We start from the raw sequence: 24,828 nt of genomic DNA, 5'->3' as shown, positions 1-24,828 counted from the left end.
GATCATCGGGGAAAACGTCCGCATGCTGGAAGCCTGTTGCGCGGCGGTGAACTGCGGATTTCCCCGTCCGGCGGTCCGTCAGGCGGTGAAGCGCACCGCGCGCCGGATCTCCGGGAGGTCGGTCACCACCCCGTCCAGGCCGAGGCCGCGGGCCAGCCGGAGCTGGTCGTGGGTGTTGACCGTCCAGGCGACGACCTTCAGCTGCGCGGCGTGCGCCCGCTCGACCAGCTCCAGGGTGAGCCGGCGGATGTTCAGCGACAGCATGTACGCGCCGACGGCCTGGGCGCGGTCGACGACGTCGGCGCCGTAGCGGCTGCCGACCAGGGCGGTGCGCACCCCGGGCAGCAGCGTGCGGATCGCCGCGAGCGCCTCGTCGTGGAAGGAGATCACCTCGACCCGGCCGGTCAGATCGCGCGCCCGCATCACCTCGGCCAGCGCCTGCGCGGCCGCCACGTCCTTGATCTCGGCCTGGAGCGGTGCCTTCACCGCGTCCACGACCTCCTCGAACACCGGGATCCGCTCGCCCTGGCCGGCGTCCAGCTCGCGCAGCTCGGCGAGGGTGCGCTCGGCGATCGGCCCGGCCCCGTCGGTGGTCCGGTCCACGTCCGCGTCGTGCATGACGACCAGCGCGCCGTCCTTGCTCAGATGCAGGTCCAGCTCGATGACGTCGACGCCCTCGTGCTCGGCACGTACGAAGGAGCGCAGGGTGTTCTCCGGCTCGACGCCCATGATCCCGCGGTGCCCGATGGTGAGAAAGGACAAGGCTGCCTCGCTTCTGTCGGCTCGGTAGTGCTGTCGGCTCACTGCCGGTGTCGACCGTCGACCGTCGGCAACGGCGTGCGAAACGGCGCTCAGCCTAACGGCCCGTACGTCCCGAAACCGGTTGCCGAACGACCCCGCGGTGTGTCCAGTACGCGTACCCGCCATATCCGCCTCCACCCCTCGTCACCCACACGTGGGCGCGCCCCCGCCCCGCTGACGCGACAGCCACCGGGCCGCCCCCGGAAGCCCTCACTCCGTTCACCGGCGACGGCGGGGGAGTGTGGCATATGCCACACCGGCCGCAACCGGAGAAAGTGCCAAATCCCTTGCCGCTACGGGCAGTAAGTGTCGCGGGATCGCGCTCCGACAGGAAAAATGAGGGTCGGGACGGGGTGCCGGCCGGATAATTTTCGGATCCCCCACTTGAGCGGACGATCCTTGGCTGGTTACCGTGTGCTGACAACACGATCTACCGCCGGAGGGCAGTCATGACGGAAATTCTTTCGCCTGTGGGTGTCCCGGGAGGCACTGGGACCGCGGAGCGCGTGGTGGACCACCCGGCGTGGCCCGTGCTCAAGGACGCCGTCGAGACCATCCGGCCCTGGCAGTCCAAGGACGGTGCGATCGACCTCGCGGCCGACGGCGCGCCCACCGCGGACGCCGTGCGCGCCGAGGTCGAGCGGGTGATAGCGGCCGTCCGGGAGCTCGCCCCGCTGGTCCCGCACGACGCCGCCTACCACGAGGCGCTCGTCGCCGACCTGCGCCGCTGGGCCGACGACGGCTTCGGCGTGCCGGACTTCCTGGACTCGCTGCTCGCCTTCCAGCCCGCCCGGCAGCGCGCCGACGGCCTCCAGCACCTGGTGCTGTTCCCCATGTACACCCAGAACGGCAACCCGGACCGCAACTTCGAGGCCGTGGTGCTGCGCATGGTCTGGCCGGACTGGCTCGCCGAGCTGGAGCGCACCCGCTACGACAACCCCCTCTTCTGCGGCATCACCTTCGAGGACTTCACCGCCGGCTACGACACCAACTCCGCGGTCCTCTTCCCGGAGACCATCGCGGTCCGCGAGGCCCCCGCGCGGTTCACCTGGGGCGGCATCTTCTGCGACCGCGAGGCCGCCCGCTTCCGCCGGGTCACCGAGGCCGCCGTCGAGACGCTCGGCCTCGAAGTACCCGAGGACATCAGCGAGATGCTCACCGACCAGGAGCGCTGCCAGGAGGCGTTCGTCCTGTGGGACATGGTCCACGACCGCACCCACAGCCACGGCGACCTGCCGTTCGACCCCTTCATGATCAAGCAGCGCCAGCCGTTCTGGATGTACGGCCTGGAGGAGCTGCGCTGTGACCTCACCGCCTTCAAGGAGGCCGTGAAGCTGGAGGCCGAGGGCTACTCCCAGGCCCGCGACGTGCAGTTCGCGGTGATCTTCGACCGGATGTTCCGCTTCCCGGTCACCGGCGACCGGGTCCGCAACTACGACGGCCTGGGCGGCCAGCTGCTCTTCGCGTACCTGCACAAGCACGACGTCGTACGCTGGACGGACAACACACTGCACATCGACTGGGAGCGGGCGCCCAAGGTCACCAACGAGCTGTGCGGCGAGATCGAAAAGCTCTACCGCGACGGCATCGACCGGCCCAAGCTGGTCCACTGGTTCGCCGCGTACGACCTCGTCTCGACCTATCTCGCCCCGCACCCGGGCTCGGTCTGGGCCAAGGGACCGGACGCCCTCGACCTGGACCAGCCGCCGCGCAAGCTCGTGGACGACGTGCTCCCCGACGAATTCCCGCTGAGCATGTTCTACGAGGCGCTCGCCAAGAAGCTGCGGTCCGTGATCGCCTCGACCAAGGGCATCACCGCCCACAGCGACACGCTGGCGGCGGCATGAGCACCGACCGTGACAACCGGCCCACGGCCGTCCAGGAGCAGGACGAGGAGGCGACGGAGATGGTGAATTCGACGGGCGGTCGCGGGCCGCTGGAGGGTGCGGTCATCGCGGTGGCGGGAGCGGCCGGTCCGGCCGGCCGGGCCACGCTGCTGCGGCTGGCCGAGGCGGGCGCCGTGGTGGTCGGCTCGGACGCCAACCCCGAGCGGCTCGCCGAGGCCGTGGACGCGGCCCGTTACGCCCACGGCGGCGCCACGGTGATCGGGGACACCGTCGACCTCCTGGACCCCGAGCAGACCCGCGAATGGGCGGACCGCACGGAGAAGGAATTCGGCCGGATCGACGGTCTGGTGCACCTCGTCGGCGGCTGGCGCGGCTCGTCCACGTTCGCCGAGACCGACCTGGCGGACTGGGACGCCCTGCACCGGCTCCTGATCCGCACCGTCCAGCACACCTCGCTCGCCTTCCACGACGCCCTGGAGCGCAGCGGCAACGGCCGCTTCCTCCTGATCAGCGCGGCCGGTGCCAGCAAGCCCACCGCGGGCAACGCCGCCTACGCCGCCTCCAAGGCCGCCGCCGAGGCCTGGACGCTCGCCATGGCGGACGGCTTCCGCAAGTCGGGGGGCGAGCAGGGACCGCGCGCCGCGGCTGCCATCCTGGTCGTCAAGGCGCTCGTCAACGACCAGATGCGCGCCGAGCGACCGAACGCCAAGTTCGCGGGCTTCACGGACGTCTCGGAGCTGGCCGAGGCCATCGCCGGGGTCTGGGACCGGCCCGCCCAGGAAGTGAATGGACAGCGTCTGTGGCTGACCCCCGAGCCGTGACCGGAGCGAAGACCGACGCCCGGCAGCACCACGATCCGCAGATCCGCGGCTTCGCCAGCGACAACTACGCCGGCGCCCACCCCGAGGTGCTGGCCGCGCTCGCCCTCGCCAACGGCGGTCACCAGATCGCCTACGGCGAGGACGACTACACCGAGCACCTCCAGCGGGTGTTCCGCAGCCACTTCGGGCAGCGGGCGCAGGCGTTCCCGGTGTTCAACGGCACCGGCGCCAACGTCGTCGCCCTCCAGGCCGTGACCGACCGCTGGGGCGCGGTGGTCGCCGCCGAGACGGCACACATCAACGTCGACGAGTGCGGTGCGCCCGAGCGGGTCGGCGGGCTGAAGCTGCTCACCGTGCCGACCGAGGACGGCAAGCTCACCCCCGAGCTGATCGACCGCCAGGCCTGGGGCTGGGACGACGAGCACCGCGCCATGCCGCAGGTCGTCTCGATCACCCAGAGCACGGAGCTCGGCACGGTCTACACCCCCGACGAGATCCGGGCCATCTGCGAACACGCCCATGAGCGCGGCATGGTGGTCCATCTGGACGGTTCGCGGATAGCCAACGCCGCGGCGACGCTGGACGTCCCCATGCGGGCCTTCACCAACGCCGTGGGCGTCGACATCCTCTCCTACGGGGGCACGAAGAACGGCGCGGTCTTCGGTGAGGCCGTGGTCGTGCTCAACCCCGACCGGGTGCGCGCGATGAAGCATCTGCGCAAGCTGTCCATGCAGCTGGCCTCCAAGATGCGCTTCGTCTCCGTCCAGTTGGAGGCACTGCTCGCCAAGGACCTGTGGCTGCGCAACGCCCGGCACGCCAACACCATGGCGCAGCGGCTGGCGGCCGGCGTCCGGCAGATCGACGGGGTGGAGATCCTCTACCCGGTGCAGTCCAACGCGGTCTTCGCCCGGCTGCCGCACGACGTGAGCGAACGCCTCCAGAAGCGCTACCGCTTCTACTTCTGGGACGAGCAGGCCGGCGATGTGCGCTGGATGTGCGCGTTCGACACCACCGAGGAGGACGTGGACGGCTTCCTCGCCGCGCTCCGGGAGGAAATCGCCCGCTGACGCCGGACCCGACGGGCCCGCGCCCGGCCGGAGGTCATGACGTGACCACCGGCCGGGCGCGGCCCTTTTCCGGCACACTCGCGGCGCCGCCGCCGGTACACCACAATGAACTCCCCAGTACGGTTTGCTTTACCGCGCCGGGTCGTGCTGCAATGCCGCCGGACGGCCGCCGACCGGCCGCGCCGCCGGCAGCCACCGCCACGACCTGCGAGGAACGGCCCATGCCCACATCCCTGTACGTCTCCGACGAGGTACGCGCCCTGGCGCCGGGCTTCGCCCACCTCGCCGTCGAAGCCCACGGCCTGACCAACGGGCCCAGCGACGCGTCGAGCGCCGCACTGCTGGACGAGGCCACCCGCCGGCTGGTCCGGCGCCTCGACGGGCGCGCCCCGCAGGACGACCCGCACCTCGCCGCCTGGCGCGCCGCGTACACCGCCTTCGGCGCCAAGCCCTCGCGCACCCGCAACTCCGCCGAGGCGCTGGCCCGGCGCGCCCTCGCGGACGGCGGGCTGCCGCGGATCAACCGCCTCGTCGACCTCTACAACGCGATCAGCGTCGCCCACCTCGTCCCCGTCGGCGGCGAGGACCTGGACCGCATCCAGGGCGGTATGCGACTCGTCCGGGCGGCCGGCGACGAGCCGTTCGCGACCGCGGCCGGCGGCACCGAGGTGATCGAGCACCCCGACGCCGGCGAGGTGGTGTGGTGCGACGACGAGGGCGTCACCTGCCGCCGCTGGAACTGGCGTCAGGGCGTCCGCACCCGGCTGACCGAGGACTCCGTCAGCGCCCTGTTCCTGCTGGAACGGATGGCTCCGATGTCCCTCGACGACCTCGCGGCCGCGGGCGAGGAACTGGCCGAGGCGCTGCAGAAGAGCTGCCCCGGCGCCCGGGTCGAGCTCGGCGGGATCCGGACCGCATAGCGGCGGGCCGACGGAGCCCGGCCCGGCCGCGGGCCGGCGTCACGCGCCGGGCGCCGCCGGTGCCGTGCCGCCGAGGTGGGCCGGGATCCACCAGGTGTCGTCCGGGCCCTTGGGCCGTACCGGGTAGGCGCGCTGGGCGGCCTCCAGCAGGTCCTGGACGCGGGCCCGCAGCCGGTCGGTGATCTTCTCGGCCGGCTCGGCCGGATCGGCCGCCACCGGCTCGCCGACCCGGATCGTGATCGGGATGTGGTTCCGCCCCAGGTCCCGCTTGTGGCCCTTGGTCCACAGCCGCTGGGTGCCCCACAGCGCCACCGGCAGCAGCGGCACCCCGGCCTCCTGCGCCAGCCGCGCCGCGCCCGACTTGAAGGACTTCAGGGTGAACGACTCGGAGATGGTCGCCTCCGGGAAGACCCCGATGATCTCGCCCGAACGCAGCGCCGTCAGCGCGTGCTTGTAGGCGTGCATGCCCTGCGCGCGGTCCACCGGGATGTGCTTCATCGCCCGCATCAGCGGCCCGGACACCTTGTGCCGGAACACCGACTCCTTCGCCATGAACCGCACCAGCCGCTTCGCCGGACGCGCGGCGAGCCCCGCGAAGACGAAGTCCAGGTACCCGATGTGATTGCTCACCAGTACCGCCCCGCCGCGGCGCGGAACGTTCTCCGTCCCGGCGATGTCGAATTTCAGGTCGAGCGCCTTGAAGAGCGTGCGCGCGGCACCGATCACGGGCGGGTAGACGAGCTCTGCCATTGTCCGGAGGACCCCTTTTTCCATGCCTGGGGAGGGTTCTCCCGGCGGAAACCTACGCCGTCGTCACTGCGGCTTTCGGGAGATCGTGCCCGATTGCGGCCGCCGCGGCCAGCGCGCCGACCGTCCCGGGCGGGAGATCCTCGTCACGTACCGGACCGGCTCAGCCGGCCGCCCGCCGCAGCAGAAGGTACATTTCGCACCCCAGGCAGTACCCGAAAGCGGCATTGAGGAAGGCCGCCGCGAGGGCCGCCGCCGTGGCCGCGAGGCCCAGCCACGGCGCCCCCGCGGCGAAGCTGGCCAGACCCACCAGCGCGAAGAACAGCCCGACGCTCTGGGCGAAGCGCGGCGGGGCCGGGTCCTCGAACGCCGTCGGCGCGGACAGCCGCGGCCGCACCGCCACCCTGAACAGCCAGGCGTAGGGCGACCGCTGGACCCCGGCCACCGCCCCGACGGCGAAGACCAGCGCCTGGCAGGCCAGCAGCCATCCGCTCCCGCTGATCAGCGCCGCCGCCAGCACCACGGCCGTCAGCGCCGCCCCGAACCGGGGGCCGCGTACGTCGATCCGGTCGTCGATCCCGTCGCTCGTCATGCCCCCTACCTTCCCCCGGAAAAGCCCGTGCGGAGCGCCGGGAATCTTTGCGGTCCTGTGAACGCTGCACCCCTCGATGACCGGACTCATGGTGTGCCTCGCGGTGCTCGCGGCAGCGAGCCTCTTCGGCGTGTGGCACCAACGCCGCAACGGGAGACTGTCGGTGCGCAAGCGGGACGAAACGGCGCGGCTCGGTGCCGCGGAGATCGGTGCTGCGCTGGGGGAGCGGGCCACCCTGCTGCAGTTCTCCAGCGCCTTCTGCCAGCCCTGCCGGGCCACCCGGCGCACCCTCGCCGAGGTCGCCGGCATGGTCGAGGGGGTGGCCCATGTGGAGATCGACGCCGAGGCCCACCTCGACCTCGTACGGGAGCTGAACGTGCTGCGCACCCCGACGGTGCTGGTGCTCGACGCGGACGGCGCGATCGTCCGCCGCGCCTCCGGGCAGCCCCGCAAGTCCGACGTCATCGCGGCGCTCGGGGCGGCCGTCCGTGATTGATCTCCCAGATACCGGGCCGCCCTTGACGCTACGGGTCGCGCATCGTCAGTCTGACGTGATGCGGCCAGGAACCCTTCTCTACGGACGCGCCCACGTCGACCTTCTGCGGACCTCCAGCGCCCGCTGTCCGGGCGTGTGAGCAACGACGACGTAACCGCCGCAGGGCGCCGTACGGGCGCCGGCGGCCCCGCCCCGGCTCGTCCGCCCCAGCAGAAGGACAACTCCATGACGGTCTCGCCCGACCTCGGCACGCCCCGCACCGCCTCGCCCGACCTCCTGCGCTCCGTCTTCCGCCGGCACGCCGCCGGCGTCGCGGTGATCACCGCCCGGGGCTCCGGCCCGGTGGGCTTCACCGCCACCTCCCTCACCTCCGTCGCCGCCGAGCCGCCGCTGCTCTCGTTCGGCATCGGCACCGGCGCCTCCAGCTGGCCCGCCGTCTCCGTGGCCGACCACATAGGCATCCACGTACTCGGCGAGCACCAGGCCGACCTGGCCGCCACCTTCGCGCGCAGCGGCGCGGACCGCTTCGGACCCGGCACCTCCTGGCGCACCGGCCCCGAGGGCGTGCCCCTCCTGGACGGCGTACTGGCCTGGATGGTCTGCAAGGTCGTCGCCCGGGTGCCGGCCGGCGACCACCGCATCGTGATCGCCCAGCCCGTCGTCGGCGACCCCGCGGGGCCCGGCCGCCCCCTCCTCTACCACCAGGGCCGCTTCAACGCGCTGCGCGACTGACGCGCCGTCCGCGGCCTGCTGCTCACCCGCGCTCCTCACCCGATCAGGGCCGTTGGGAAGGTCACATTTCGACGGCCTTGATTCGGGGCACGAGACTGGATGTACTGGCGAGTAATATGACGGTCGGCGTGGGGAACCGCATCCGACCGGGAGCCGCCCCGAGAGGCGCCTATGCTGCCAGCACGAGGCAGTTCTGAAGAGACCAAGCAGGTAGGAGAGCCGGCGTGAGCTTGAGGATCGTTGTCTGTGTGAAGTACGTGCCCGACGCCACCGGCGACCGGCACTTCGCCGAGGACCTGACCGTCGACCGTGACGACGTGGACGGTCTGCTCTCGGAGCTCGACGAGTACGCCGTCGAGCAGGCCCTGCAGATCAAGGAAGCGGCCGACGACGCGGAGATCACGGTCCTGACCGTCGGCCCCGAGGACGCCAACGACGCGCTGCGCAAGGCCCTGTCCATGGGTGCCGACAAGGCCGTCCACGTCGAGGACGACGACCTGCACGGCACCGACGCGCTCGGCACCTCGCTCGTGCTCGCCAAGGCCATCGAGAAGACCGGCTACGACCTGGTCGTCTGCGGTATGGCCTCCACCGACGGCACGATGGGCGTGCTGCCCGCCCTGCTCGCCGAGCGGCTGAACGTCCCTCAGGTCACCCTGCTCTCCGAGGTGTCCGTCGCCGACGGCAAGGTCACCGGCCGCCGGGACGGCGACACCGCCAGCGAGCAGCTGGAGGCCGCGCTGCCGGCCGTCGTGTCCGTCACCGACCAGTCCGGTGAGGCGCGTTACCCCTCCTTCAAGGGCATCATGGCCGCCAAGAAGAAGCCGGTGGAGTCCCTGGACCTGGACGACCTGGACATCGACGCGGACGAGGTCGGCCTCGAAGGCGCCTGGACCAAGGTCGAGGACGCGGCCGAGCGCCCGGCCCGTACGGCGGGCACGATCGTCAAGGACGAGGGCGAGGGCGGCAAGCAGCTCGCCGAGTTCCTCGCGGGCCAGAAGTTCATCTGAGCCGCAGCCCTTCCCACCGCCCTCATTCTTCCCGCAGGAGAGCAATCCCATGGCTGAAGTCCTTGTCTACGTCGACCACGTGGACGGCGCCGTCCGCAAGCCCACCCTCGAGCTGCTCACCCTGGCCCGCCGCATCGGTGAGCCGGTGGCCGTCCACCTCGGCCCGAACGCCGAGGAGGCCGCGAAGGTCCTCGCCGAGCACGGCGCCGTGAAGGTGCTGGCCGCCGACGCGCCCGAGTTCACCGAGTACCTCGTCGCCCCCAAGGTCGACGCGCTGCAGGCCGCCTACGACGCGGTCTCCCCGGCCGCCGTGCTGCTGCCGTCCTCCGCGGAGGGCAAGGAGATCGGTGCCCGCCTCGCGGTGCGCATCGGCTCCGGCATCATCACCGACGCCGTCGACCTGGAGGCCGGCGACGAGGGCCCGGTGGCCACGCAGTCCGTCTTCGCGGCCTCGTACACCACCAAGTCCCGTGTCTCCAAGGGCACCCCGGTCATCACCGTCAAGCCCAACTCCGCCGCTCCGGAGGCCGCGCCGGCCGCCGGTACGGTCGAGCCGCTCGCGGTGACCGTCGCCGACTCCTCCAAGGGCACCAAGATCGTCTCGCGCACCCCGCGCGAGTCGACCGGCCGCCCGGAGCTGACCGAGGCCGCGATCGTGGTCTCCGGTGGCCGCGGCGTCAACGGCGCCGAGAACTTCCCGGTCATCGAGGCGCTCGCCGACTCGCTCGGTGCGGCCGTCGGTGCCTCGCGCGCCGCGGTGGACGCCGGCTGGTACCCGCACACCAACCAGGTCGGCCAGACCGGTAAGTCCGTCTCGCCGCAGCTGTACATCGCGGCGGGCATCTCCGGCGCGATCCAGCACCGTGCCGGTATGCAGACCTCGAAGACCATCGTCGCCATCAACAAGGACGCCGAGGCGCCGATCTTCGACCTGGTCGACTACGGCGTGGTCGGCGACCTCTTCGACGTCGTCCCGGCCCTCACCGACGAGGTCAAGTCCCGCAAGGGCTGAGCCTCTCGGGCGCTTCCGGGCGCCGCCGGATCCGGCAGAACCGCACGAGGCCCCGTACGCGTGGTGCGTACGGGGCCTCGTGCGTGCCGGGCCCAACCGGGGCCGGGCCTTCAGGTGTTCGGCAGCCGGTCCTTGCCCAATTCCCCGGACGGCACCGGCTCGACGACGGCGACGTCCAGCGGCGCGGCGAGCGCCTCGGCGATCTCCGCGCCCAGCGCCGCGAGGGCCGGGCCGGCCGAGTGGGCGTCGAGGGACGCCTGGTCGGCCCAGTTCTCGATGACGGTGACCCGGTCCTCGCCGGCGTGCACCGCGTAGAGCAGACAGCCCGGCTCGGCGTGCACGGCCGGGGTGTGCCGCCGGAACGCGGCGAGGACGTCCTCGCGGCGCCCTGGCTTGGTCCGGATGGTGGCGACGACGACGGGCACGGGGCCTCCTGGGGCGTGACGGACGGATGTGATCACCGGTGAGTGATCTTGAGGAGAATAATCCGCTTCAGTCGCCGGTCACCCCGTCGATCCGCTCGCGCAGCAGGTCCGCGTGGCCGTTGTGGCGCGCGTACTCCTCGATCATGTGGACGTAGACCCAGCGCAGGTTGAGCCGGACGCCGCGCGGGGACGTGAAGGTCTCGTCCAGCCCGCGGTCCGCCACCGCCTTGTCGCAGGCCTCGGTCTCGGCGCGGAAGGCCGCGACGTCGGCCTCCGCGGCGGCCGGGTCGGCGTCGTCGAAGTCGGCGTCCGGATTCTCCTCGGTGATGTGCACGTCGGGGATCTGCTCGCCGAGGAAGCGCTGGCGGAACCAGGTGCGTTCGACGTCGGTCAGGTGGCGCACCAGGCCGAGCAGGGTGAGGGTGGACGGCGGGTTGGCCGCCTCGGCGAGCTGTTCGCCCGTGAGCCCGGTGCACTTGGCGAGGACGGTGTCGCGATGGTGGTCGAGCCAGCCCTGCAGCATCTCCCGCTCGCCGGCCACGGTCGGGAAGTCTCTGCGCTGGATGGAGGGTGCGGTCCACGTCATGCCGCGAGTCTGGCGGCGATGCGCGGCGGGCGCCACGGGGTTTCGCGGGCCGGTGCCGGCGGCCGTGACCTGCGCCGCCTCCCGCGGCGGGGTGTTGACCTCGGCAATCTCCCCCGTTAACTTCGCTCTACGGATTGTTGATTCCATTAAGCGGAAAACGCCCGGCGACAGTATCGGGCGAAAGCACCGGGAGGGTAACGAATGGGGCAGCAGGAGACCGTGGCGACGAGCCTCGCGGACACCGTACGCGAGGGGATCGGCGCCGCGCTCGCCCAGGTGGACGCGGATCTGGCCCGGCGCTACCCCGGTGACCCCGGCACCCGCCAGCCGGTGCACACGGTCTACGTCCCCGGCGACGTCTTCGCCGCCGACACCCTGCGCTCCTGGGGTGACCAGGCACTCGCCGCCCTCGACGAGCACGCCCCCGACGCCGCCGCCCTCGCCGCCGTACTGGACATCCCGGACGAGCTCGCCACCGACGTCCACGACCGGGTCCGCGCCAAGCTGACCCGCGAGCCCGTCGAGGACCTGCGGATCGACTTCGAGGACGGCTACGGCCCGCGCCCGGACGCCGAGGAGGACGAGGCCGCGGCCCGCGCCGCGGCCCTGGTCGCGGCCGCCTACCGCGGGGGCACCGCCGCCCCGTACATGGGCATCCGGATGAAGTGCATGGAGGCCGCCGTCCGGGACCGCGGCATCCGCACCCTCGACATCTTCCTCACCGGCCTGATGGCGGCCGGCGGGCTGCCCGACGGCCTGGTGCTGACGCTCCCCAAGGTGACCTACGCCGAGCAGGTCACCGCCATGGTGCGACTGCTGGAGGCGTTCGAGAAGGCGCACGGCCTGGAGAGCGGCCGGATCGGCTTCGAGATCCAGATCGAGACCACCCAGGCGATCCTGGGCGCCGACGGCCGGGCCACCGTCTCCCGGATGATCGAGGCCGCCGAGGGCCGCGCCACCTCCCTCCACTACGGCACCTTCGACTACAGCGCCTCCTGTGGTGTCAGCGCCGCCTACCAGTCCCTCGACCACCCGGTGGCCGACCACGCCAAGGCCGTGATGCAGGTCGCCGCCGCGGGCACCGGGGTGCGGCTGTCCGACGGCTCGACGAACGTCCTGCCCGTCGGCCCGACGGCTCGGGTGCACGACGCCTGGCGGCTCCACCACGGCCTCGTACGCCGCTCGCTGGCCCGCGCGTACTACCAGGGCTGGGACATGCACCCGGCCCACCTTCCGACCCGTTACGCGGCCGTCTACGCCTTCTACCGCGAGGGCCTCGAACAGGCCGCGGCCCGGCTCGCGGCGTACGTGGCCAAGGCGGGCGGCGACGTCATGGACGAGCCCGCCACCGCCAAGGCCCTCAGCGGCTACCTCCTCCGCGGCCTCGACTGCGGCGCCGTCGACACGGCCGAGGTCGCCCGCCTCACGGGCCTGACGCGCACGGACCTGGACTCGCTGGCGGGCCGGGTGGGGAAGGCGGGCTGAGGGGGGAGGGGGCGGGGCCCGGGGCGCGTCGTCGGGGGCACCGAACCTGCCTGTGGGCGTCGTGTGCTGCTGAACGCCTGTGCGCGTCCCCTGCCCTCGACTTCGCGCGTGCGCATCCGCCTGCCCTGGATTCGCCTGTGCGCGTCCCCTCGCTCCGCCATCGGATTCGCCGGTGGGTGTCGCCCGGCCCCGAATCCGCGCGTGCGCATTCCCGGGTCCCGAATTCGCCCGTGCGCATCCCCCCACCCCCGAACCCACCCCCCGCCCCCTCCCCCGAAGGGGGAGAGGGGGAGGGGGCGGGGGAGAGCGCGGAGCGTCCGCTTGCGCGGCCTCTGCCCCTGCTCGTGCTGCCCCTGCGCGCACTTCCCCTACACGCACTTCCCCTACGCGCGCCCCCGCGCGCGTCGCCGCTCGTACGGCCCGCCTCCCCGCTGGCTCCCCCCGCCCCCTCACCGCTCCTGCTCACAGCCCGAAAGGCCCTCCTCCGCCCCGGCGTTGTCAGTGGCTCGTGCGAGCATGACTGTGCGTTGAGGAACGACCGGGACGACACGGCGGGAACGACCGCGGCCGGAAGCGACCACAGCGGGAGTAGCCACCGTGGCGCACCGCGGGGGAACGACCGCAGCGGAGCGAGCCGTGGGCAGGGAACGAGTGCAGCGGGGGAAGCTGATGAGGCGAGGGCGCGGGGCGGCCGCCGGACGGGTGGGGTGCTCGGGTGCCGGCCCCAGGGGGCCGGCACACCTGCCGTCACGCCTCGGCGGGGGTGGTCGATCAGCCTTCCGCCGGGGGGATTTCGCCGGAGCCGCGGGGGATCAGGCGGGTCGGGATCTCCGTGTGGTGCGGTGGCTCGGTGATGCCGTCGAGGCGGCGGAAGAGCAGCGTGGCGGCCGTACGGCCCATCAGGGCCGGGTCCTGGGCGACGACCGTGACCGCCGGCCGTACGAGATCGGCGAGTTCGAAGTCGTCGAAGCCGACGAGCGCGACCGGCCGCGGCGATGCGCCGAGGACCCGCACGGCCGTGACCGTGACGCGGTTGTTGCCCGCGAAGAGCGCGGTGACCGGCTCCGGCGCGTCCAGCATGGCCGTGGCGGCGGAGCGTACGCGCTCGGGGGCGGTGGAGCCGAGCGACACCCAGGAGTCGTCAACGGGCAGCCCCGCGGCGGCCATTGCGCTGCGATAGCCGCGCAGCCGCTCCCGCGCGGTGTGGATCCGCGGCTGGTCGCCGATGAAGCCGATCCGGCGGTGGCCGTGCGCGATGAGGTGGGCCACCGCGTCCCGCGCGCCGCCGAAGTTGTCGCAGAGCACCGCGTCCGCGTCGATCCGGCCCGCCGGGCGGTCGACGAACACGGTCGCTATCCCGGCCGTGATCTCCGGCTCCAGATAGCGGTGGTCGTCCCCGGCCGGGATGATGACCAGCCCGTCCACCCGCCGTGCGCACAGTGCCAGCACCAACTCCTGTTCGCGGGCGGGGTCTTCGGCGCTGGAGCCGTTGATCAGCAGCGCGCCGTGACTGCGGGCGACCTCTTCCACGGCGCGGCTGAGCGGGCCGTAGAAGGGGTCGGCGAGGTCCTCCAGGACGAGACCGATGCTGGCCGTGCGGCCCTTGCGCAGGATCCGCGCCGAGTCGTTGCGCCGGAAGCCCAGGGCCGTGATGGCTTCCTGGACGCGGCGTTCGGTGTCGGGGGTGACCCCCGCCTCGCCGTTGACCACGCGGGAGACCGTCTTGAGGCCGACCCCGGCGCGCGCTGCGACATCCTTCATCGTGGGACGGGTGCCATAGCGGCGGGACGTGCCCCGCGCGGTGTCGGTCACGGTTCGCGGTCCTGTTTCTCTCGGCGCCTGGGTGTGGCGTCGAGCATAGCCTCTAGACAACGTTGTCAAACGAGGGAAGACTGGCGTTCTCACGCCGGGCCGGCAGCCCCGGCCCCCGGGCCCACCAGGAGATTCCACACCGATGCAGACGGACCTCAGCGCAGCGCTGGACATTGGCGGTACGAAGATCGCCGGCGCTCTGGTGGACGGCCGCGGCAGACTGCTCGTACGGGCCGCCCGGCCCACCCCGGCCGACCAGGACGGGGCGACGGTGATGCGTGCGGTGGCCGAGGTGGTCGGCGAGCTGGCCGCGGCCCCTGACTGGGGCCGGGTGGCGGCGGTCGGCATCGGCAGCGCCGGCCCGGTGAACGCCCGGGCCGGCGCGGTCAGCCCGGTCAACATCCCCGGCTGGCGCGACTTCCCGCTCGTCGCCGGCGTACGGGCACTCGTCGGCGGGCGCCCCGTCGTGCTGGTCGGTGACGGCGTCGCGATGACCGCGGCCGAACACTGGCAGGGCGCCGCGCGCGGCCACGCCAACGCGCTCTGCATGGTGGTCTCCACGGGAGTGGGCGGCGGACTGGTCCTCAACGGGCAGCTGCACCCCGGTCCCACGGGCAACGCCGGCCACATCGGCCACATCAGCGTCGACCTCGACGGCGACCCCTGCCCCTGCGGCGGCCGGGGCTGCGTCGAGCGGATCGCCAGCGGCCCCAACATCGCCCGCCGGGCCCTGGCCAACGGCTGGCGTCCGGGCCCCGACGGGGACACCAGCGCCGCCGCCGTCGCCGCGTCCGCGCGGACGGGGGACGAGGTCGCCCTGCGCTCCTTCGAGCGAGCCGCGCAGGCGCTGGCCGCCGGGATCGCCGCCACCGCCACGCTCGTCGAGATCGACATCGCGGTCATCGGCGGGGGCGTCGCGGGCGCCGGAGACATCCTGTTCGCCCCGTTGCGCTCGGCCCTGCGGGAGTACGCGACGCTGTCGTTCGTCGCGGACCTGACCGTGGTACCTGCCCAAATGGGCACGGACGCCGGGGTGGTGGGCGCCGCCGCGGCCGCCGCGCAACAGTCCCGTCTCGATGCCTTCGCCGCCGCACCCTGACCTCACCACAGGCCCCCGCGCGCCCCTTAGTCTGGTGCCGACCGCGCCGGACGACGACGTGCCGGCGGCCGTGCGCCGGCATGCGTGAGGTGCCCGGCGTACGGAACGGACACGGGTACCGAGGGGATTGGCGACGGTGACATCGGGGGAGCGTGAGCAGCGCGGGCCGGACGAGGTACCAGGGGCGGGCGGGGCACAGGGGACGGAGGGGGCGAACGTCCCCGGGGAGCCCGGCGGAGCCCGGTCCCAGGACGCGGGTGACGCGGCCGGCGCGGCACCGGCCAGCCCGGCCGACAACCCGGCCGCCAGCCCGGCCGGCGGCGCCCCGGGTGCGCCCCGCGCCGCCGAGGCGAGCGGTCCCCGGCGCGGCACCGACGCCGATCTGACCGGACGGCTGCTCGGCGGCCGCTACCGCGTCAGCGACCGGATCGGCCGCGGTGGCATGGGCGTGGTCTGCCGGGCCGTGGACGAGGTGCTGGGCCGCGAGGTCGCGGTCAAGGTGCTGCGCGCCTATACGGACGCCTCCGCGCCGGAGCTCGCCGATCTGCGCACCCGTATGCAGCGCGAGGCGCGCGCCGCGGCCCGGATCCGGCATTCCGGTGTGGTCACGGTCCACGACGTCATCGACGAGGACGGCCGGCCGGTCATCGTCATGGAGCTGGTGGACGGGCCGTCGCTGGACGACGCCCTGGAGGAGCGCGGTCCGCTCGACCCGCGGGAGATCGCCCGGATCGGTGCCCAGGTGATGGACGCGCTGGACGCCGCCCACCAGGTCGGCGTGCTGCACCGCGATGTCAAGCCGGGCAATGTGCTGCTCGACCGCACCGGCCGGGTGGTGCTCACCGACTTCGGCATCGCCAGCATCGAGGCCCCGGGCGACGGCGCGTCCACGAACATCACCCGCAGCGGCGAACTCGTCGGCTCGCTCGACTACTTGCCCCCGGAGCGAGCACAGGGCCAGGCCCCCACCCCCGCCTCCGACATCTGGTCGCTGGGCATGACGCTGTACGCGGCGGTCGAGGGCGGCGGCGCGCCGTTCCGCCGTACGTCGGTGTGGTCCACGCTCACCGCGATCGTGACCGAGGCGCTGCCCGAGCCGCGCCGGGCCGGCCCGCTGACGCCCGTGCTGCACGCCCTGATGGCCAAGAACCCGGCCGACCGGCCGTCCGCCGCGGAGGCCCGGAGCATGCTGCGGGCGGTGGCCGAGGGACGGGACCCCGCGCCCGCCCCGGCGCCCGGCGCACCGCATCTGCCCACCGCGACCGATCTGCGGCCGCTCACCCCGCCGGCCCCGCCGCAGGAACTCCCGCCACCACCACAGCCCCAGGGACCGGCCCGGGGGCAAGGGCAGCACCCCCCGTCCCAGGCCCCGGGCCCCACCCAGGCGCACCCCCGCCCCCACGCCCCGGCCCCGCCCCCGGCCGCCCAGCAGCCCGGCTTCTCCTACTCGGCCCCGGGTGCGGCCTTCGACCCGCCCGGTGTGACGGCCGGCCCGTCCGTGGGCAGTACGGGCACCCACCCGTACCCGGCGAACTCCGGTGAACGGGACACCGAGCGGCTGCCCGCGCGGCGCCGCCGTCGGGTGGCGCTGGCCGTGGCGGCGGTGCTGGCGGTGCTCGCCGCCGGTGGCGGGGTGACGTACGCGCTGGTCGGCGGCGGCCCGAGCGATGCGGTCGCGGACCGCGGCCGGCGGTCGCCGGATCCGGCGCCGACGCCCGGCGGACCGGGTGCGCCGAGTACGGCCACCGGCAAGGACGACGCCAAGGACAAGGGGAAGGCGCAGGACGCGGGGGCGGACGGCGGGGCGGGCGCGTCCTCGTCGGCGTCCGGCCGGCCCTCGGACGGTCCGACGTCCCGGGGAAAGGACTCCAAGCCCGGTGGAACGGGCGGGAGTTCGGGTGACGACGGGAGCGGCGGCACGGACGGCGGCCACGACGGCAGCGGTGGCGGAAGCGGTTCGGGCGGGACGCACGGCGGGGCGTCCGGCGGTGGTGACGCCGGAGGCGGCGGCGACCCGACCCCGGCGCCGACGTCCTGCGCGTCCGCCGGTGGCGGCAAGACCAACTGCGACGTCTGGCGCACCGCGAATTCCTACACCGCGTCGTTCCAGCAGGTCGGCACGTTGAACATGGGCACCAACTACTTCTACTGCCAGGCGAAGCTGGGCCGTCGCGAGACCTACGGGAAGTGGACGAACGTCTGGTGGGCCAAGACGGACGACGACAGCGGCAACGCGGGGGTCTACGTCAGCGTCGTCTACCTCAAGGGCGGGGCGAACGACCAGCCCGTCCCCGGGTTGCCGGTCTGCTGACGGCCGTTCGCGGAGCGTGGAGGGCGGGCGGGGCCCGGTGGCGGAGCCCGGGAACCCGCCCGCCCGTGAGCGCCGGTCGGGCGCTCAACTGCCGCCTCAGCAGCTGAACTTGGCGTCCGCCCAGTCGGCGTGGTCGTAGTCGATGCCGTCCCCGCCGTCGGTGACGACGAGGCGCACGGTCTCGGCCCCGGCGACCGCGGCGGACAGCTCCCGGGCGGTGTCGGTGCCGGTCACGGTCCCGCTCCCGGCGACCCGTTCGCCGTCCGCCCAGACCTCGAAGCCGGCCGAACCCCGGTCACCGACCTCGTCGTCGATCCCGGCCCGCGCGCTGAACGCGGAGCACCGCCCGCCGGTGTAGAAGGTGATCTCGCTGGGCGCATGCACGCCCAGGCCCTTGGTGAAGCCGGTGCCGCCGATCCGGAGCGGGCCGCCGTCGCCGGCCGCGTCCTCCCCGACGCTGGTGTTCTTCTCGACCGGGCCCCAGCCGTTGGTGGCGGTCAGCCAGGGCAGTTCGGCGGCGTCCGTGGTGCCCGCGGGTGGTGGCACCACGACGTGGCCGGTGCCGGGCAGGGTGGTGGTGACCCGTTCGCCGCGCGGTGAGCGGTAGTCGGCGGTCAGCGGCAGGTCGTACGCGCCGGGGGTGGCGCCGGCCGGGGCGGTGATCCGCCAGGTGGTGGTGAGGGTCCGGCCGCCGGGCAGGGCGCGGGCGGTGGCGGGGGTGGTGGCCGTGGCGTGCCAGCCCTGCGGGGTCTTGAGCGTCACGGTCAGGTTGCGGGCGGGGGTGCCGCCCAGGTTGCGGACGGTGGAGTGGAGGTCCGTGGACGCTCCGGCCTCGACCAGGGGCGCGCGGTCGGTGCCGGTCTCGACGGCCGGCGGGTAGGCCGACCAGTTCGTGTCGGCGGCGACCCGGTAGACGGTGGTGCCGTGCGCGGGGACGGTGGCGGCGATGGTGCCCGTGGTGTGGGTGTCGCGGTGCTGCCACAGGTCGCGCAGCCGGTAGCCGGCGGCCTGGGGGAGGCCGACGGCCCGGGCGGTGGTGGCGATCCGCTGCGGCCGGTCGGTCTCGTTGAAGAGCGCCACCGCGCGGTCGCCGTTCGCGAGTTGCTTGACCAGGGTCCAGCGGCCGGACTCCGACGCCAGCACGGTGGCCTGCTTGCCCAGGGCGTCCTGGTCGAGGGCGATGACGTCCTTGTTGGCCAGGATCTCGAACGTCTCCGGGCCGGCCTTGCGCAGATCGGAGCCGATCAGCAGCGGTGCGGCCATCATGGACCAGAGGGAGAAGTGGCTGCGGTACTCGGTGTCCGTCATCCCGCCGTTGCCGACCTCCAGCATGTCCGGGTCGTTCCAGTGTCCCGGGCCGGCGTACGGCGCCAGCGGCAGGTTCTGCCGGGCGATCGCCAGCATGCTCGACCAGGAGTCACTGATGTCGCCGGTCGTGCGCCACAGATGTCCTACGTCCGACGCCCACTCCCAGGGCTTGTTCTCGCCCCATTCGCAGATGCTGTAGACGATGGGGCGTCCGGTGGCCCGCAGCGCGTCCCGCATCGCGCGGTACCGCTGCCGGGCGTCCACGCCCTGGTTATTGCAGTTGTCGTACTTGAGGTAGTCCACGCCCCAGTCGGCGAACTGCTGGGCGTCGGACTTCTCGTGTCCGAGGCCGCCGGGGAATCCGGCGGAATTGCAGGTCTTGGTGCCGGCGCTGGTATAGATGCCGAACTTCAGGCCCTTGGCGTGGACATAGTCCGCGACCGCCTTGATGCCGTGCGGGAATCGCCGGGGGTCCGGTACGAGCTTGCCGTTCGCGTCGCGTGTGGGCAGCGCCCAGCAATCGTCGAGATTGACGTACCGATATCCCGCGTCCTTGAGTCCCTTGGCGAGGAAGAGGTCGGCGATGCCCTTGACCATGTCCTCGGTGAACTCGGCGCGGCAGTGCGTGGAGTTCCAGTTGTTGAACCCCATCGGGGGCGTCAGGGCGAGCCCGCCGGGGAGCCGCGGCGCGGGGCGCGTGGCGGCGGCCGGGGCCGCGGCGGGGGTGTCCGCGGTACGGGCCGCGGCGGGCGGCGCCGTCGCCCCCGCCGCGCAGAGCAGGGCGAGGGACAGTGCTCCGACGATTCTTCGGTGGCCTGTCCGGCGGATGGAGCGGATACGAACGCGCATGGTTCGCGTCCTCCGTCTTCGCGAGAGGTGGGGTGAGGTCGAGTACCTGCCACTGGCGAGTGTTTACGGTAGGGCTTGTTGGAGTCTGTTGGAAGAGGGGCGGTAACGGTTGGTGCTCCGCGCGCCAAAGCCCTTGACGCACCCGGCAGTTCGGAGTGAGATCCCACCACTCGCGTTCGTTTCTGTTTGGTTCCACCCCTGAGGAGGGGGACATGGCCCAGTCACCGTTCAGCGGTTCGGATGCGTACGGGGAAGTGGCGGGACGTCGGATGTCCCGCCGGACGCTGCTCCGGGGCGCCGCGCTCGGCGCCGGGGCGGTGGCCCTGCCGGCCCTGCTCACCGCCTGCGACAGCGGCCCCAGCGGTATCACGATGGGCTCCAACGCCTCGGACGCCGTACCGAAGAAGGCCTTCGCCGCGGCCTTCACGGCGTACGAGAAGAAGTCCAAGAAGACGGTGAAGGTCAACACCGTCAATCACGAGAACTTCCAGGAGAACATCAACCGCTATCTCCAGGGCACGCCCGACGACGTCTTCATGTGGTTCGCCGGGAACCGCATGCAGTACTTCGCCCGGAAGGGCCTGCTGACCGACATCAGTGATCTGTGGCGGGACTTCGACGGATTCACCGAGGCGTTGAAGAAGCAGTCGACGGGACGGGACGGCAAGCAGTACCTCGTGCCGTACTACTACTATCCCTGGGCCGTCTTCCATCGTAAGAGCGTGTTCCGGGAACGGGGCTACGAGATACCCCGGACCTTCGACGAATACCGGGCGCTCGCCAAGAAGATGCAGAAGGACGGGCTGGTGCCGTTCGCCTTCGGCGACAAGGACGGCTGGCCGGCGATGGGCACCTTCGACTACCTCAACATGCGCGCCAACGGCTACGACTTCCACATCGCGCTGATGAGCGGCCGGAAATCCTGGAACAGCCCGCAGGTCAAGCAGGTCTTCGACCTGTGGCGCGGGCTGATGCCGTACCACCAGAAAGGCGCCAACGGCCGCACCTGGCAGGAGGCCGCACAGACGCTCGCGCAGAAGAAGGCCGGCATGACCGTCCTCGGACTTCCCCACCCCGGCCAGCAGTTCAGCGCCGCCGACCGCCCGGACCTCGACTTCTTCCCCTTCCCGGAAATCGACCCGGTGCACGGCCAGGACGCGGTCGAGGCACCGATCGACGGATTCCTGATGTCGCGCAAGGCCAAGGACGAGGACGGCGCCAGAGACCTGCTGAAATTCCTCGCCACCCCGGAGGCGGAGAACACCTATCTCAAGTACGACCCCAACAACATCGCGGTCAACAGCGGCGCCGATACGGCCACCTACACCGCACTGCAGAAGAAAGCCGTGCACCTCGTCGCCGGCGCCCGGCAGATCTCGCAGTTCATGGACCGCGACACCCGGCCCGATTTCGCCTCGACCGTGATGATCCAGGCGATCCAGCAATTCCTCAACAATCCGGATGACATCGACGGCCTGGTCAACGACATAGAACGCCAGAAGAAGCAGATCTTCGCCGCCGGGTGAACCCCGGTCACCGACAGAGCGACCCACCGCGAGACATGACGGGGAGCGAACCGCCGTGGTCACAACCCGTGCCCGGCACGCCGGAAGACCGGGGCCGCGGCGGCACACCCGCCGCGACCTCGCCGTCCTCGGCGTGCTGCTGGGCCTGCCGATCCTGCTCGATCTCGCCCTGATCTGGGGCCCGACGCTGGCCTCCGTCGGACTGTCCTTCACCACCTGGGACGGTGTCGGCGACATCAAAGGGGCCGGGCTGGACAATTACCGGAACCTGTTCACCGACTATCCGCCGTTCTGGCCGGCGGTCCGCCACAACCTGCTGTGGCTGGCATTCCTCGGCCTGCTCGCCGCCCCTTTCGGACTGCTGCTCGCCGTCCTCATCGACCGTGGCGTCCGCTTCAGCCGCTTTTACCAGTCCACCCTCTATCTGCCGGTGGTGCTGTCGCTCGCCGTCGTCGGCTTCATCGCCCAGTTGATCCTCTCCCGGGACCAGGGCGCGCTCAACGCCGTAATCGGTGGGAAGGACCCCACCGACTGGCTGGGAGATCCCGGACTCAACATCTGGATGGTGTTGCTGGCGGCCTGCTGGCGGCACACCGGATACGTCATGATTCTCTATCTCGCCGGCCTGAAATCCGTCGACCCCGGCCTCAAAGAGGCCGCCGCACTCGACGGCGCGAGCGAACGGCAGGCGTTTTTCCGGGTGGTGCTGCCGACCCTGCGGCCGGTGAACGTCATCGTCGGCGTCATCACCGTCATCGAATCGCTGCGCGCCTTCGACATCGTCTACGCCGTCAACAAGGGCCGCAACGGCCTGGAACTGCTGTCCGTGCTCGTCACCGACAACATCATCGGGGAGGCCGGCCGGATCGGCTTCGGGTCGGCCATCGCCGTCGTCCTGCTCCTCGTTTCGCTCGGATTCATCGTGACCTATCTCGTCCAGGAACTCCGAGGGGAGCAGCAGCGATGACCGTATCGACCGCGCCGCGTCCGGCGCCGACGCGTACCGGCCCGGCCCGCCGCGGCCGGTTCGGCGTGCACCTCTTCCTCACCGCCGTTTCGCTGGCCTTCCTCGCCCCGCTGCTGCTGGCCGTCTACGCCTCCCTGCGCCCCTACGAAGAGACCGCGCGCTACGGCTATTTCTCCCTCCCGCGCCACCTCTCCTTCGCCTATTACCGCCAGGCATTCGTCGACTCCGGAATGAGCAGGTACTTCCTGAACTCGCTCGTCATCGCCGTCCCCGGAGTCCTGCTCACCCTCTTCCTCGCGTCGTTCGTGGCGTTCGCGGTGTCCCGGCTCCGGATCCGCGGCGGTACGGCCCTGCTGATGGTTTTCACCGCCGGGAATCTGCTGCCCCAGCAAGTGCTCGTCACCCCGCTCTACGTGCTGTTCAACAAGGTCCCGCTGCCGTACTGGATGTCCGACTCGATGACGCTCTACGACTCCCTCTGGGCCGTCATCGCCGTGCAGATCGCCTTCCAGCTCGGATTCTGCGTCTTCGTCCTGGCGAACTTCATGCGCACCCTGCCACGGGAAATCCTCGAAGCCGCGATCGTCGACGGGGCCGGCGTCTGGGCGCAGTACCGGCGGGTCACCCTCCCGCTGTGCCGGCCCGCGCTCGCCGCACTCGGCACCCTGCAATTCACCTGGATGTACAACGACTTCCTGTGGGGCCTGGTCTTCCTCTCGGACGGCGACAAACTCCCGGTCACCTCCGCCCTCAATAACCTGCGCGGCCAGTTCTTCACCGACTACAACCTGCTCGCCGCGGGCTCCGTCCTCGTCGCCCTCCCCACCGTCCTGGTCTTCCTCCTCCTGCAACGGCATTTCATCGCCGGCCTGACCCTCGGCGCGAGCAAGGGCTGACCCGCCGTACGCACCACCGCACTCCCGGCCCGATGCGCCCCCGTCATATGCGGATTCCGGTGGTTCCGCGCAGGTACGCGCACCGGGTGTGCGGGTGAGGGTTTCGGTGCTGGAGGGGCTGGGGAGCGCTTGTTTGCCGGGGCCTCCCCGGCCGGACCGGCGGTCGAACAGGCAGCGTTCCCGGCCGTGCGCGCGGCCCGTGACCCCGAGCGTTTCCGTGGCAGGGTGTTGCGGGCAACTCACCTGGGTCTAGGGAAGAGGGGAAACCGTGATCGTCTGGCTGAACGGCACGTTCGGTGCGGGCAAGACCACTGCGGCTCATGAACTGCTCGACCTGCTTCCCGGAAGCACGCTCTACGACCCCGAACTCCTGGGTAGCGGGCTGCGGTTGATGCTGCCGGCCAAGCGGTTCGAGGAGGTCGACGACTACCAGGACCTGCCGTCCTGGCGCCGCATGGTCGTCGACACCGCGGCGGCGCTGCTCACCGAGGTCCCCGGCCCGCTGGTCACGCCCATGACGCTGCTGCGGCAGGAATACCGCGATGAGATCTTCGGTGCCCTCGCCGCCCGCCGAATACCCGTGCGGCACGTTCTCCTCCATGCGGAGGAAACGATCCTGCGTGCGCGGATAGCGCACCGGGAGGAAACCGGAGGAGACGACGCGGCCACTGCGTCCGTCCGCCGCTGGTGCCTGGCGCACCTCGGCCCGTACGCCGACGCGCTGCCCTGGCTGACGACCGACGCCCACGTCGTCGACACCACCCACCTGACGCCCCGGCAGACCGCCGAACGCGTCGCCGAGGCGCTCCGCACCGGCGCCGGCGCCTGCGACATCGTGCAGACCCCCGAACCGACCGCCGAGACCCTCGCCGCCGGCGTCCTGCTCTTCGACGACCAGGACCGGGTGCTGCTGGTCGACCCCACCTACAAGGCGGGCTGGGAATTCCCCGGCGGCATCGTGGAACGCGGCGAGGCCCCCACCCACGCCGGCGTCCGCGAGGTCGCCGAGGAACTCGGCATCGAACTCCCGTGCGCGCCCCGCCTGTTGGTGCTCGACTGGGAGGCACCCCGCCCGCCCGGATACGGCGGCCTGCGGCTGCTCTACGACGGCGGCATGCTGAGCGACGACCGGATCAGCAAGCTGCTGCTGCCCGGCGCGGAACTGCGCGCATGGCGCTTCGTCACCGAGGCCGAGGCGGAGACGCTGCTGCCCCCGGTCCGCTGGAACCGCCTCCGCTGGGCACTCCGGGCGCGGGAACGGGGGTGCCCGCTTCATCTCGAGGCGGGTGTTCCTGTTTGACCCCACGTACTCGGCTGCAGCGCCGTGGTGGTACCTCGCCGTTGTGCGCTTTGCGGCGCCTCCCACGTACTTGGCTGTCCCGCCGTGGTTGTTGTTCGCCGTTGCGCCTGCGGCGGGCTGGGTGGGTTGTTGGGTGCGGTGACGGGCCTCCGGGGCCGGTTGTGTGGACTGCTGACGCTTTACGTCCACACAACCGGCCCCTCCGGCCCGTCCCCTCCC

The 24,828-nt window shown here is 72.0% G+C and carries 22 protein-coding genes; 15 read left to right on the top strand and 7 right to left on the bottom strand.

What is annotated here, in order from left to right; genetic code table 11:
- Positions 1-78 precede the first annotated feature (78 nt).
- Entirely contained in the window at positions 79-762 is a 684-nt protein-coding gene (locus V2J85_RS11055; RefSeq protein WP_030413225.1) for a glycerophosphodiester phosphodiesterase, read from the bottom strand.
- 488 nt (positions 763-1,250) lie between these two features.
- Between V2J85_RS11055 and V2J85_RS11050 the strand changes: the two genes are divergently transcribed.
- The 4 genes from V2J85_RS11050 (at position 1,251) to V2J85_RS11035 (ending at position 5,456) form a co-directional block, all read left to right on the top strand.
- Positions 1,251-2,648, top strand: a complete 1,398-nt coding sequence (locus V2J85_RS11050; protein WP_261952649.1) for a DUF6421 family protein — start codon at positions 1,251-1,253, stop codon at positions 2,646-2,648.
- A complete protein-coding gene (locus V2J85_RS11045; protein ID WP_410011173.1) occupies positions 2,645-3,469 on the top strand; it encodes an SDR family NAD(P)-dependent oxidoreductase in 825 nt (274 codons plus the stop codon). The genes V2J85_RS11050 and V2J85_RS11045 overlap by 4 nt, the downstream gene beginning before the upstream one ends.
- The gene (locus tag V2J85_RS11040; protein ID WP_410011174.1) at positions 3,466-4,536 is read left to right on the top strand and encodes a threonine aldolase family protein; all 1,071 of its coding nucleotides are present in this window, start codon (positions 3,466-3,468) and stop codon (positions 4,534-4,536) included. Before V2J85_RS11045 ends, V2J85_RS11040 begins: the two co-directional genes overlap by 4 nt.
- A 221-nt stretch (positions 4,537-4,757) precedes the next feature.
- Positions 4,758-5,456, top strand: a complete 699-nt coding sequence (locus V2J85_RS11035) for a B3/B4 domain-containing protein (protein ID WP_261952651.1) — start codon at positions 4,758-4,760, stop codon at positions 5,454-5,456.
- Positions 5,457-5,495: 39 nt separating this feature from the next.
- On the opposite strand, the gene V2J85_RS11030 is transcribed toward V2J85_RS11035, so the two are convergent.
- Complete coding sequence (locus tag V2J85_RS11030; protein ID WP_201802411.1) at positions 5,496-6,206, bottom strand: lysophospholipid acyltransferase family protein; 711 nt, start codon at positions 6,204-6,206, stop codon at positions 5,496-5,498.
- Positions 6,207-6,366: 160 nt separating this feature from the next.
- A complete protein-coding gene (locus V2J85_RS11025) occupies positions 6,367-6,795 on the bottom strand; it encodes a DUF4395 domain-containing protein (RefSeq protein WP_330821499.1) in 429 nt (142 codons plus the stop codon).
- Between the two features lie 76 nt (positions 6,796-6,871).
- On the opposite strand from V2J85_RS11025, the gene V2J85_RS11020 reads away from it, so the two are divergent.
- From V2J85_RS11020 to V2J85_RS11005, 4 genes are all read left to right on the top strand, one after another.
- Positions 6,872-7,291: a thioredoxin family protein gene (locus tag V2J85_RS11020; protein ID WP_261952653.1), complete on the top strand. Its 420-nt coding sequence runs from the start codon at positions 6,872-6,874 to the stop codon at positions 7,289-7,291.
- Positions 7,292-7,516: 225 nt separating this feature from the next.
- The gene (locus V2J85_RS11015) at positions 7,517-8,023 is read left to right on the top strand and encodes a flavin reductase family protein (RefSeq protein ID WP_261952654.1); all 507 of its coding nucleotides are present in this window, start codon (positions 7,517-7,519) and stop codon (positions 8,021-8,023) included.
- Positions 8,024-8,247: 224 nt separating this feature from the next.
- A complete protein-coding gene (locus V2J85_RS11010; RefSeq protein ID WP_261952655.1) occupies positions 8,248-9,033 on the top strand; it encodes an electron transfer flavoprotein subunit beta/FixA family protein in 786 nt (261 codons plus the stop codon).
- A 49-nt stretch (positions 9,034-9,082) separates the two neighbouring features.
- A complete protein-coding gene (locus tag V2J85_RS11005; protein WP_261952656.1) occupies positions 9,083-10,045 on the top strand; it encodes an electron transfer flavoprotein subunit alpha/FixB family protein in 963 nt (320 codons plus the stop codon).
- Between the two features lie 110 nt (positions 10,046-10,155).
- Here the strand turns inward: V2J85_RS11005 and V2J85_RS11000 are convergent, their stop codons facing one another.
- Positions 10,156-10,470, bottom strand: a complete 315-nt coding sequence (locus tag V2J85_RS11000; RefSeq protein ID WP_030413214.1) for a putative quinol monooxygenase — start codon at positions 10,468-10,470, stop codon at positions 10,156-10,158.
- Positions 10,471-10,537: 67 nt separating this feature from the next.
- On the bottom strand, positions 10,538-11,056 hold the full coding sequence (locus V2J85_RS10995) for a DinB family protein (RefSeq protein WP_330821498.1): 519 nt from the start codon (positions 11,054-11,056) through the stop codon (positions 10,538-10,540).
- A 201-nt stretch (positions 11,057-11,257) separates the two neighbouring features.
- Here V2J85_RS10995 and V2J85_RS10990 point away from each other — a divergent pair, with 201 nt between their 5' ends.
- A complete protein-coding gene (locus tag V2J85_RS10990; protein ID WP_330821497.1) occupies positions 11,258-12,541 on the top strand; it encodes a DUF6986 family protein in 1,284 nt (427 codons plus the stop codon).
- 771 nt (positions 12,542-13,312) lie between these two features.
- Here the strand turns inward: V2J85_RS10990 and V2J85_RS10985 are convergent.
- Positions 13,313-14,353, bottom strand: a complete 1,041-nt coding sequence (locus tag V2J85_RS10985; RefSeq protein ID WP_261952659.1) for a LacI family DNA-binding transcriptional regulator — start codon at positions 14,351-14,353, stop codon at positions 13,313-13,315.
- A gap of 142 nt (positions 14,354-14,495) precedes the next feature.
- On the opposite strand from V2J85_RS10985, the gene V2J85_RS10980 reads away from it, so the two are divergent.
- Together V2J85_RS10980 and V2J85_RS10975 are read left to right on the top strand one after the other, a co-directional pair.
- Positions 14,496-15,452 carry an ROK family protein gene (locus V2J85_RS10980; RefSeq protein WP_330821496.1) on the top strand — a complete coding sequence of 319 codons (957 nt, stop codon included), beginning with the start codon at positions 14,496-14,498 and terminating at the stop codon, positions 15,450-15,452.
- 382 nt (positions 15,453-15,834) lie between these two features.
- Positions 15,835-17,763, top strand: a complete 1,929-nt coding sequence (locus V2J85_RS10975) for a serine/threonine-protein kinase (RefSeq protein ID WP_330821549.1) — start codon at positions 15,835-15,837, stop codon at positions 17,761-17,763.
- Between the two features lie 96 nt (positions 17,764-17,859).
- Here the strand turns inward: V2J85_RS10975 and V2J85_RS10970 are convergent, their stop codons facing one another.
- On the bottom strand, positions 17,860-19,920 hold the full coding sequence (locus V2J85_RS10970; RefSeq protein WP_330821495.1) for an NPCBM/NEW2 domain-containing protein: 2,061 nt from the start codon (positions 19,918-19,920) through the stop codon (positions 17,860-17,862).
- A gap of 269 nt (positions 19,921-20,189) precedes the next feature.
- Here V2J85_RS10970 and V2J85_RS10965 point away from each other — a divergent pair, with 269 nt between their 5' ends.
- From V2J85_RS10965 to V2J85_RS10950, 4 genes are all read left to right on the top strand, one after another.
- The gene (locus V2J85_RS10965) at positions 20,190-21,446 is read left to right on the top strand and encodes an ABC transporter substrate-binding protein (protein WP_330821548.1); all 1,257 of its coding nucleotides are present in this window, start codon (positions 20,190-20,192) and stop codon (positions 21,444-21,446) included.
- Between the two features lie 55 nt (positions 21,447-21,501).
- Positions 21,502-22,413 (top strand): carbohydrate ABC transporter permease, encoded by a 912-nt coding sequence (locus V2J85_RS10960; RefSeq protein WP_261952662.1) that lies wholly within the window; start codon positions 21,502-21,504, stop codon positions 22,411-22,413.
- Complete coding sequence (locus tag V2J85_RS10955; protein WP_330821494.1) at positions 22,410-23,309, top strand: carbohydrate ABC transporter permease; 900 nt, start codon at positions 22,410-22,412, stop codon at positions 23,307-23,309. The genes V2J85_RS10960 and V2J85_RS10955 overlap by 4 nt, the downstream gene beginning before the upstream one ends.
- A 268-nt stretch (positions 23,310-23,577) precedes the next feature.
- Positions 23,578-24,609, top strand: coding sequence for an NUDIX hydrolase (locus V2J85_RS10950; protein ID WP_261952664.1), 1,032 nt, complete (start codon positions 23,578-23,580; stop codon positions 24,607-24,609).
- The last annotated feature ends 219 nt before the right edge of the window (positions 24,610-24,828 follow it).

Origin of the sequence: Streptomyces bugieae (assembly GCF_036352915.1) — a bacterium.
GTDB classification, from domain to species: domain Bacteria; phylum Actinomycetota; class Actinomycetes; order Streptomycetales; family Streptomycetaceae; genus Streptomyces; species Streptomyces endophytica.
The sequence above is the reverse complement of the archived record's forward strand: the minus strand, read 5'-3'. Positions and strand labels throughout refer to the sequence as shown.

Coding starts and splice junctions, on each gene's coding strand:
- V2J85_RS11015 (WP_261952654.1), top strand. CDS start 7,517: ATGACGGTCTCGCCCGACCTCGGCACGCCCCGCACCGCCTCGCCCGAC.
- V2J85_RS11050 (WP_261952649.1), top strand. CDS start 1,251: ATGACGGAAATTCTTTCGCCTGTGGGTGTCCCGGGAGGCACTGGGACC.
- V2J85_RS11035 (WP_261952651.1), top strand. CDS start 4,758: ATGCCCACATCCCTGTACGTCTCCGACGAGGTACGCGCCCTGGCGCCG.
- V2J85_RS10965 (WP_330821548.1), top strand. CDS start 20,190: ATGTCCCGCCGGACGCTGCTCCGGGGCGCCGCGCTCGGCGCCGGGGCG.
- V2J85_RS10980 (WP_330821496.1), top strand. CDS start 14,496: ATGCAGACGGACCTCAGCGCAGCGCTGGACATTGGCGGTACGAAGATC.
- V2J85_RS10970 (WP_330821495.1), bottom strand. CDS start 19,920: ATGCGCGTTCGTATCCGCTCCATCCGCCGGACAGGCCACCGAAGAATC.
- V2J85_RS11025 (WP_330821499.1), bottom strand. CDS start 6,795: ATGACGAGCGACGGGATCGACGACCGGATCGACGTACGCGGCCCCCGG.
- V2J85_RS10995 (WP_330821498.1), bottom strand. CDS start 11,056: ATGACGTGGACCGCACCCTCCATCCAGCGCAGAGACTTCCCGACCGTG.
- V2J85_RS11030 (WP_201802411.1), bottom strand. CDS start 6,206: ATGGCAGAGCTCGTCTACCCGCCCGTGATCGGTGCCGCGCGCACGCTC.
- V2J85_RS11005 (WP_261952656.1), top strand. CDS start 9,083: ATGGCTGAAGTCCTTGTCTACGTCGACCACGTGGACGGCGCCGTCCGC.
- V2J85_RS11045 (WP_410011173.1), top strand. CDS start 2,645: ATGAGCACCGACCGTGACAACCGGCCCACGGCCGTCCAGGAGCAGGAC.
- V2J85_RS10955 (WP_330821494.1), top strand. CDS start 22,410: ATGACCGTATCGACCGCGCCGCGTCCGGCGCCGACGCGTACCGGCCCG.
- V2J85_RS10990 (WP_330821497.1), top strand. CDS start 11,258: ATGGGGCAGCAGGAGACCGTGGCGACGAGCCTCGCGGACACCGTACGC.
- V2J85_RS11020 (WP_261952653.1), top strand. CDS start 6,872: ATGACCGGACTCATGGTGTGCCTCGCGGTGCTCGCGGCAGCGAGCCTC.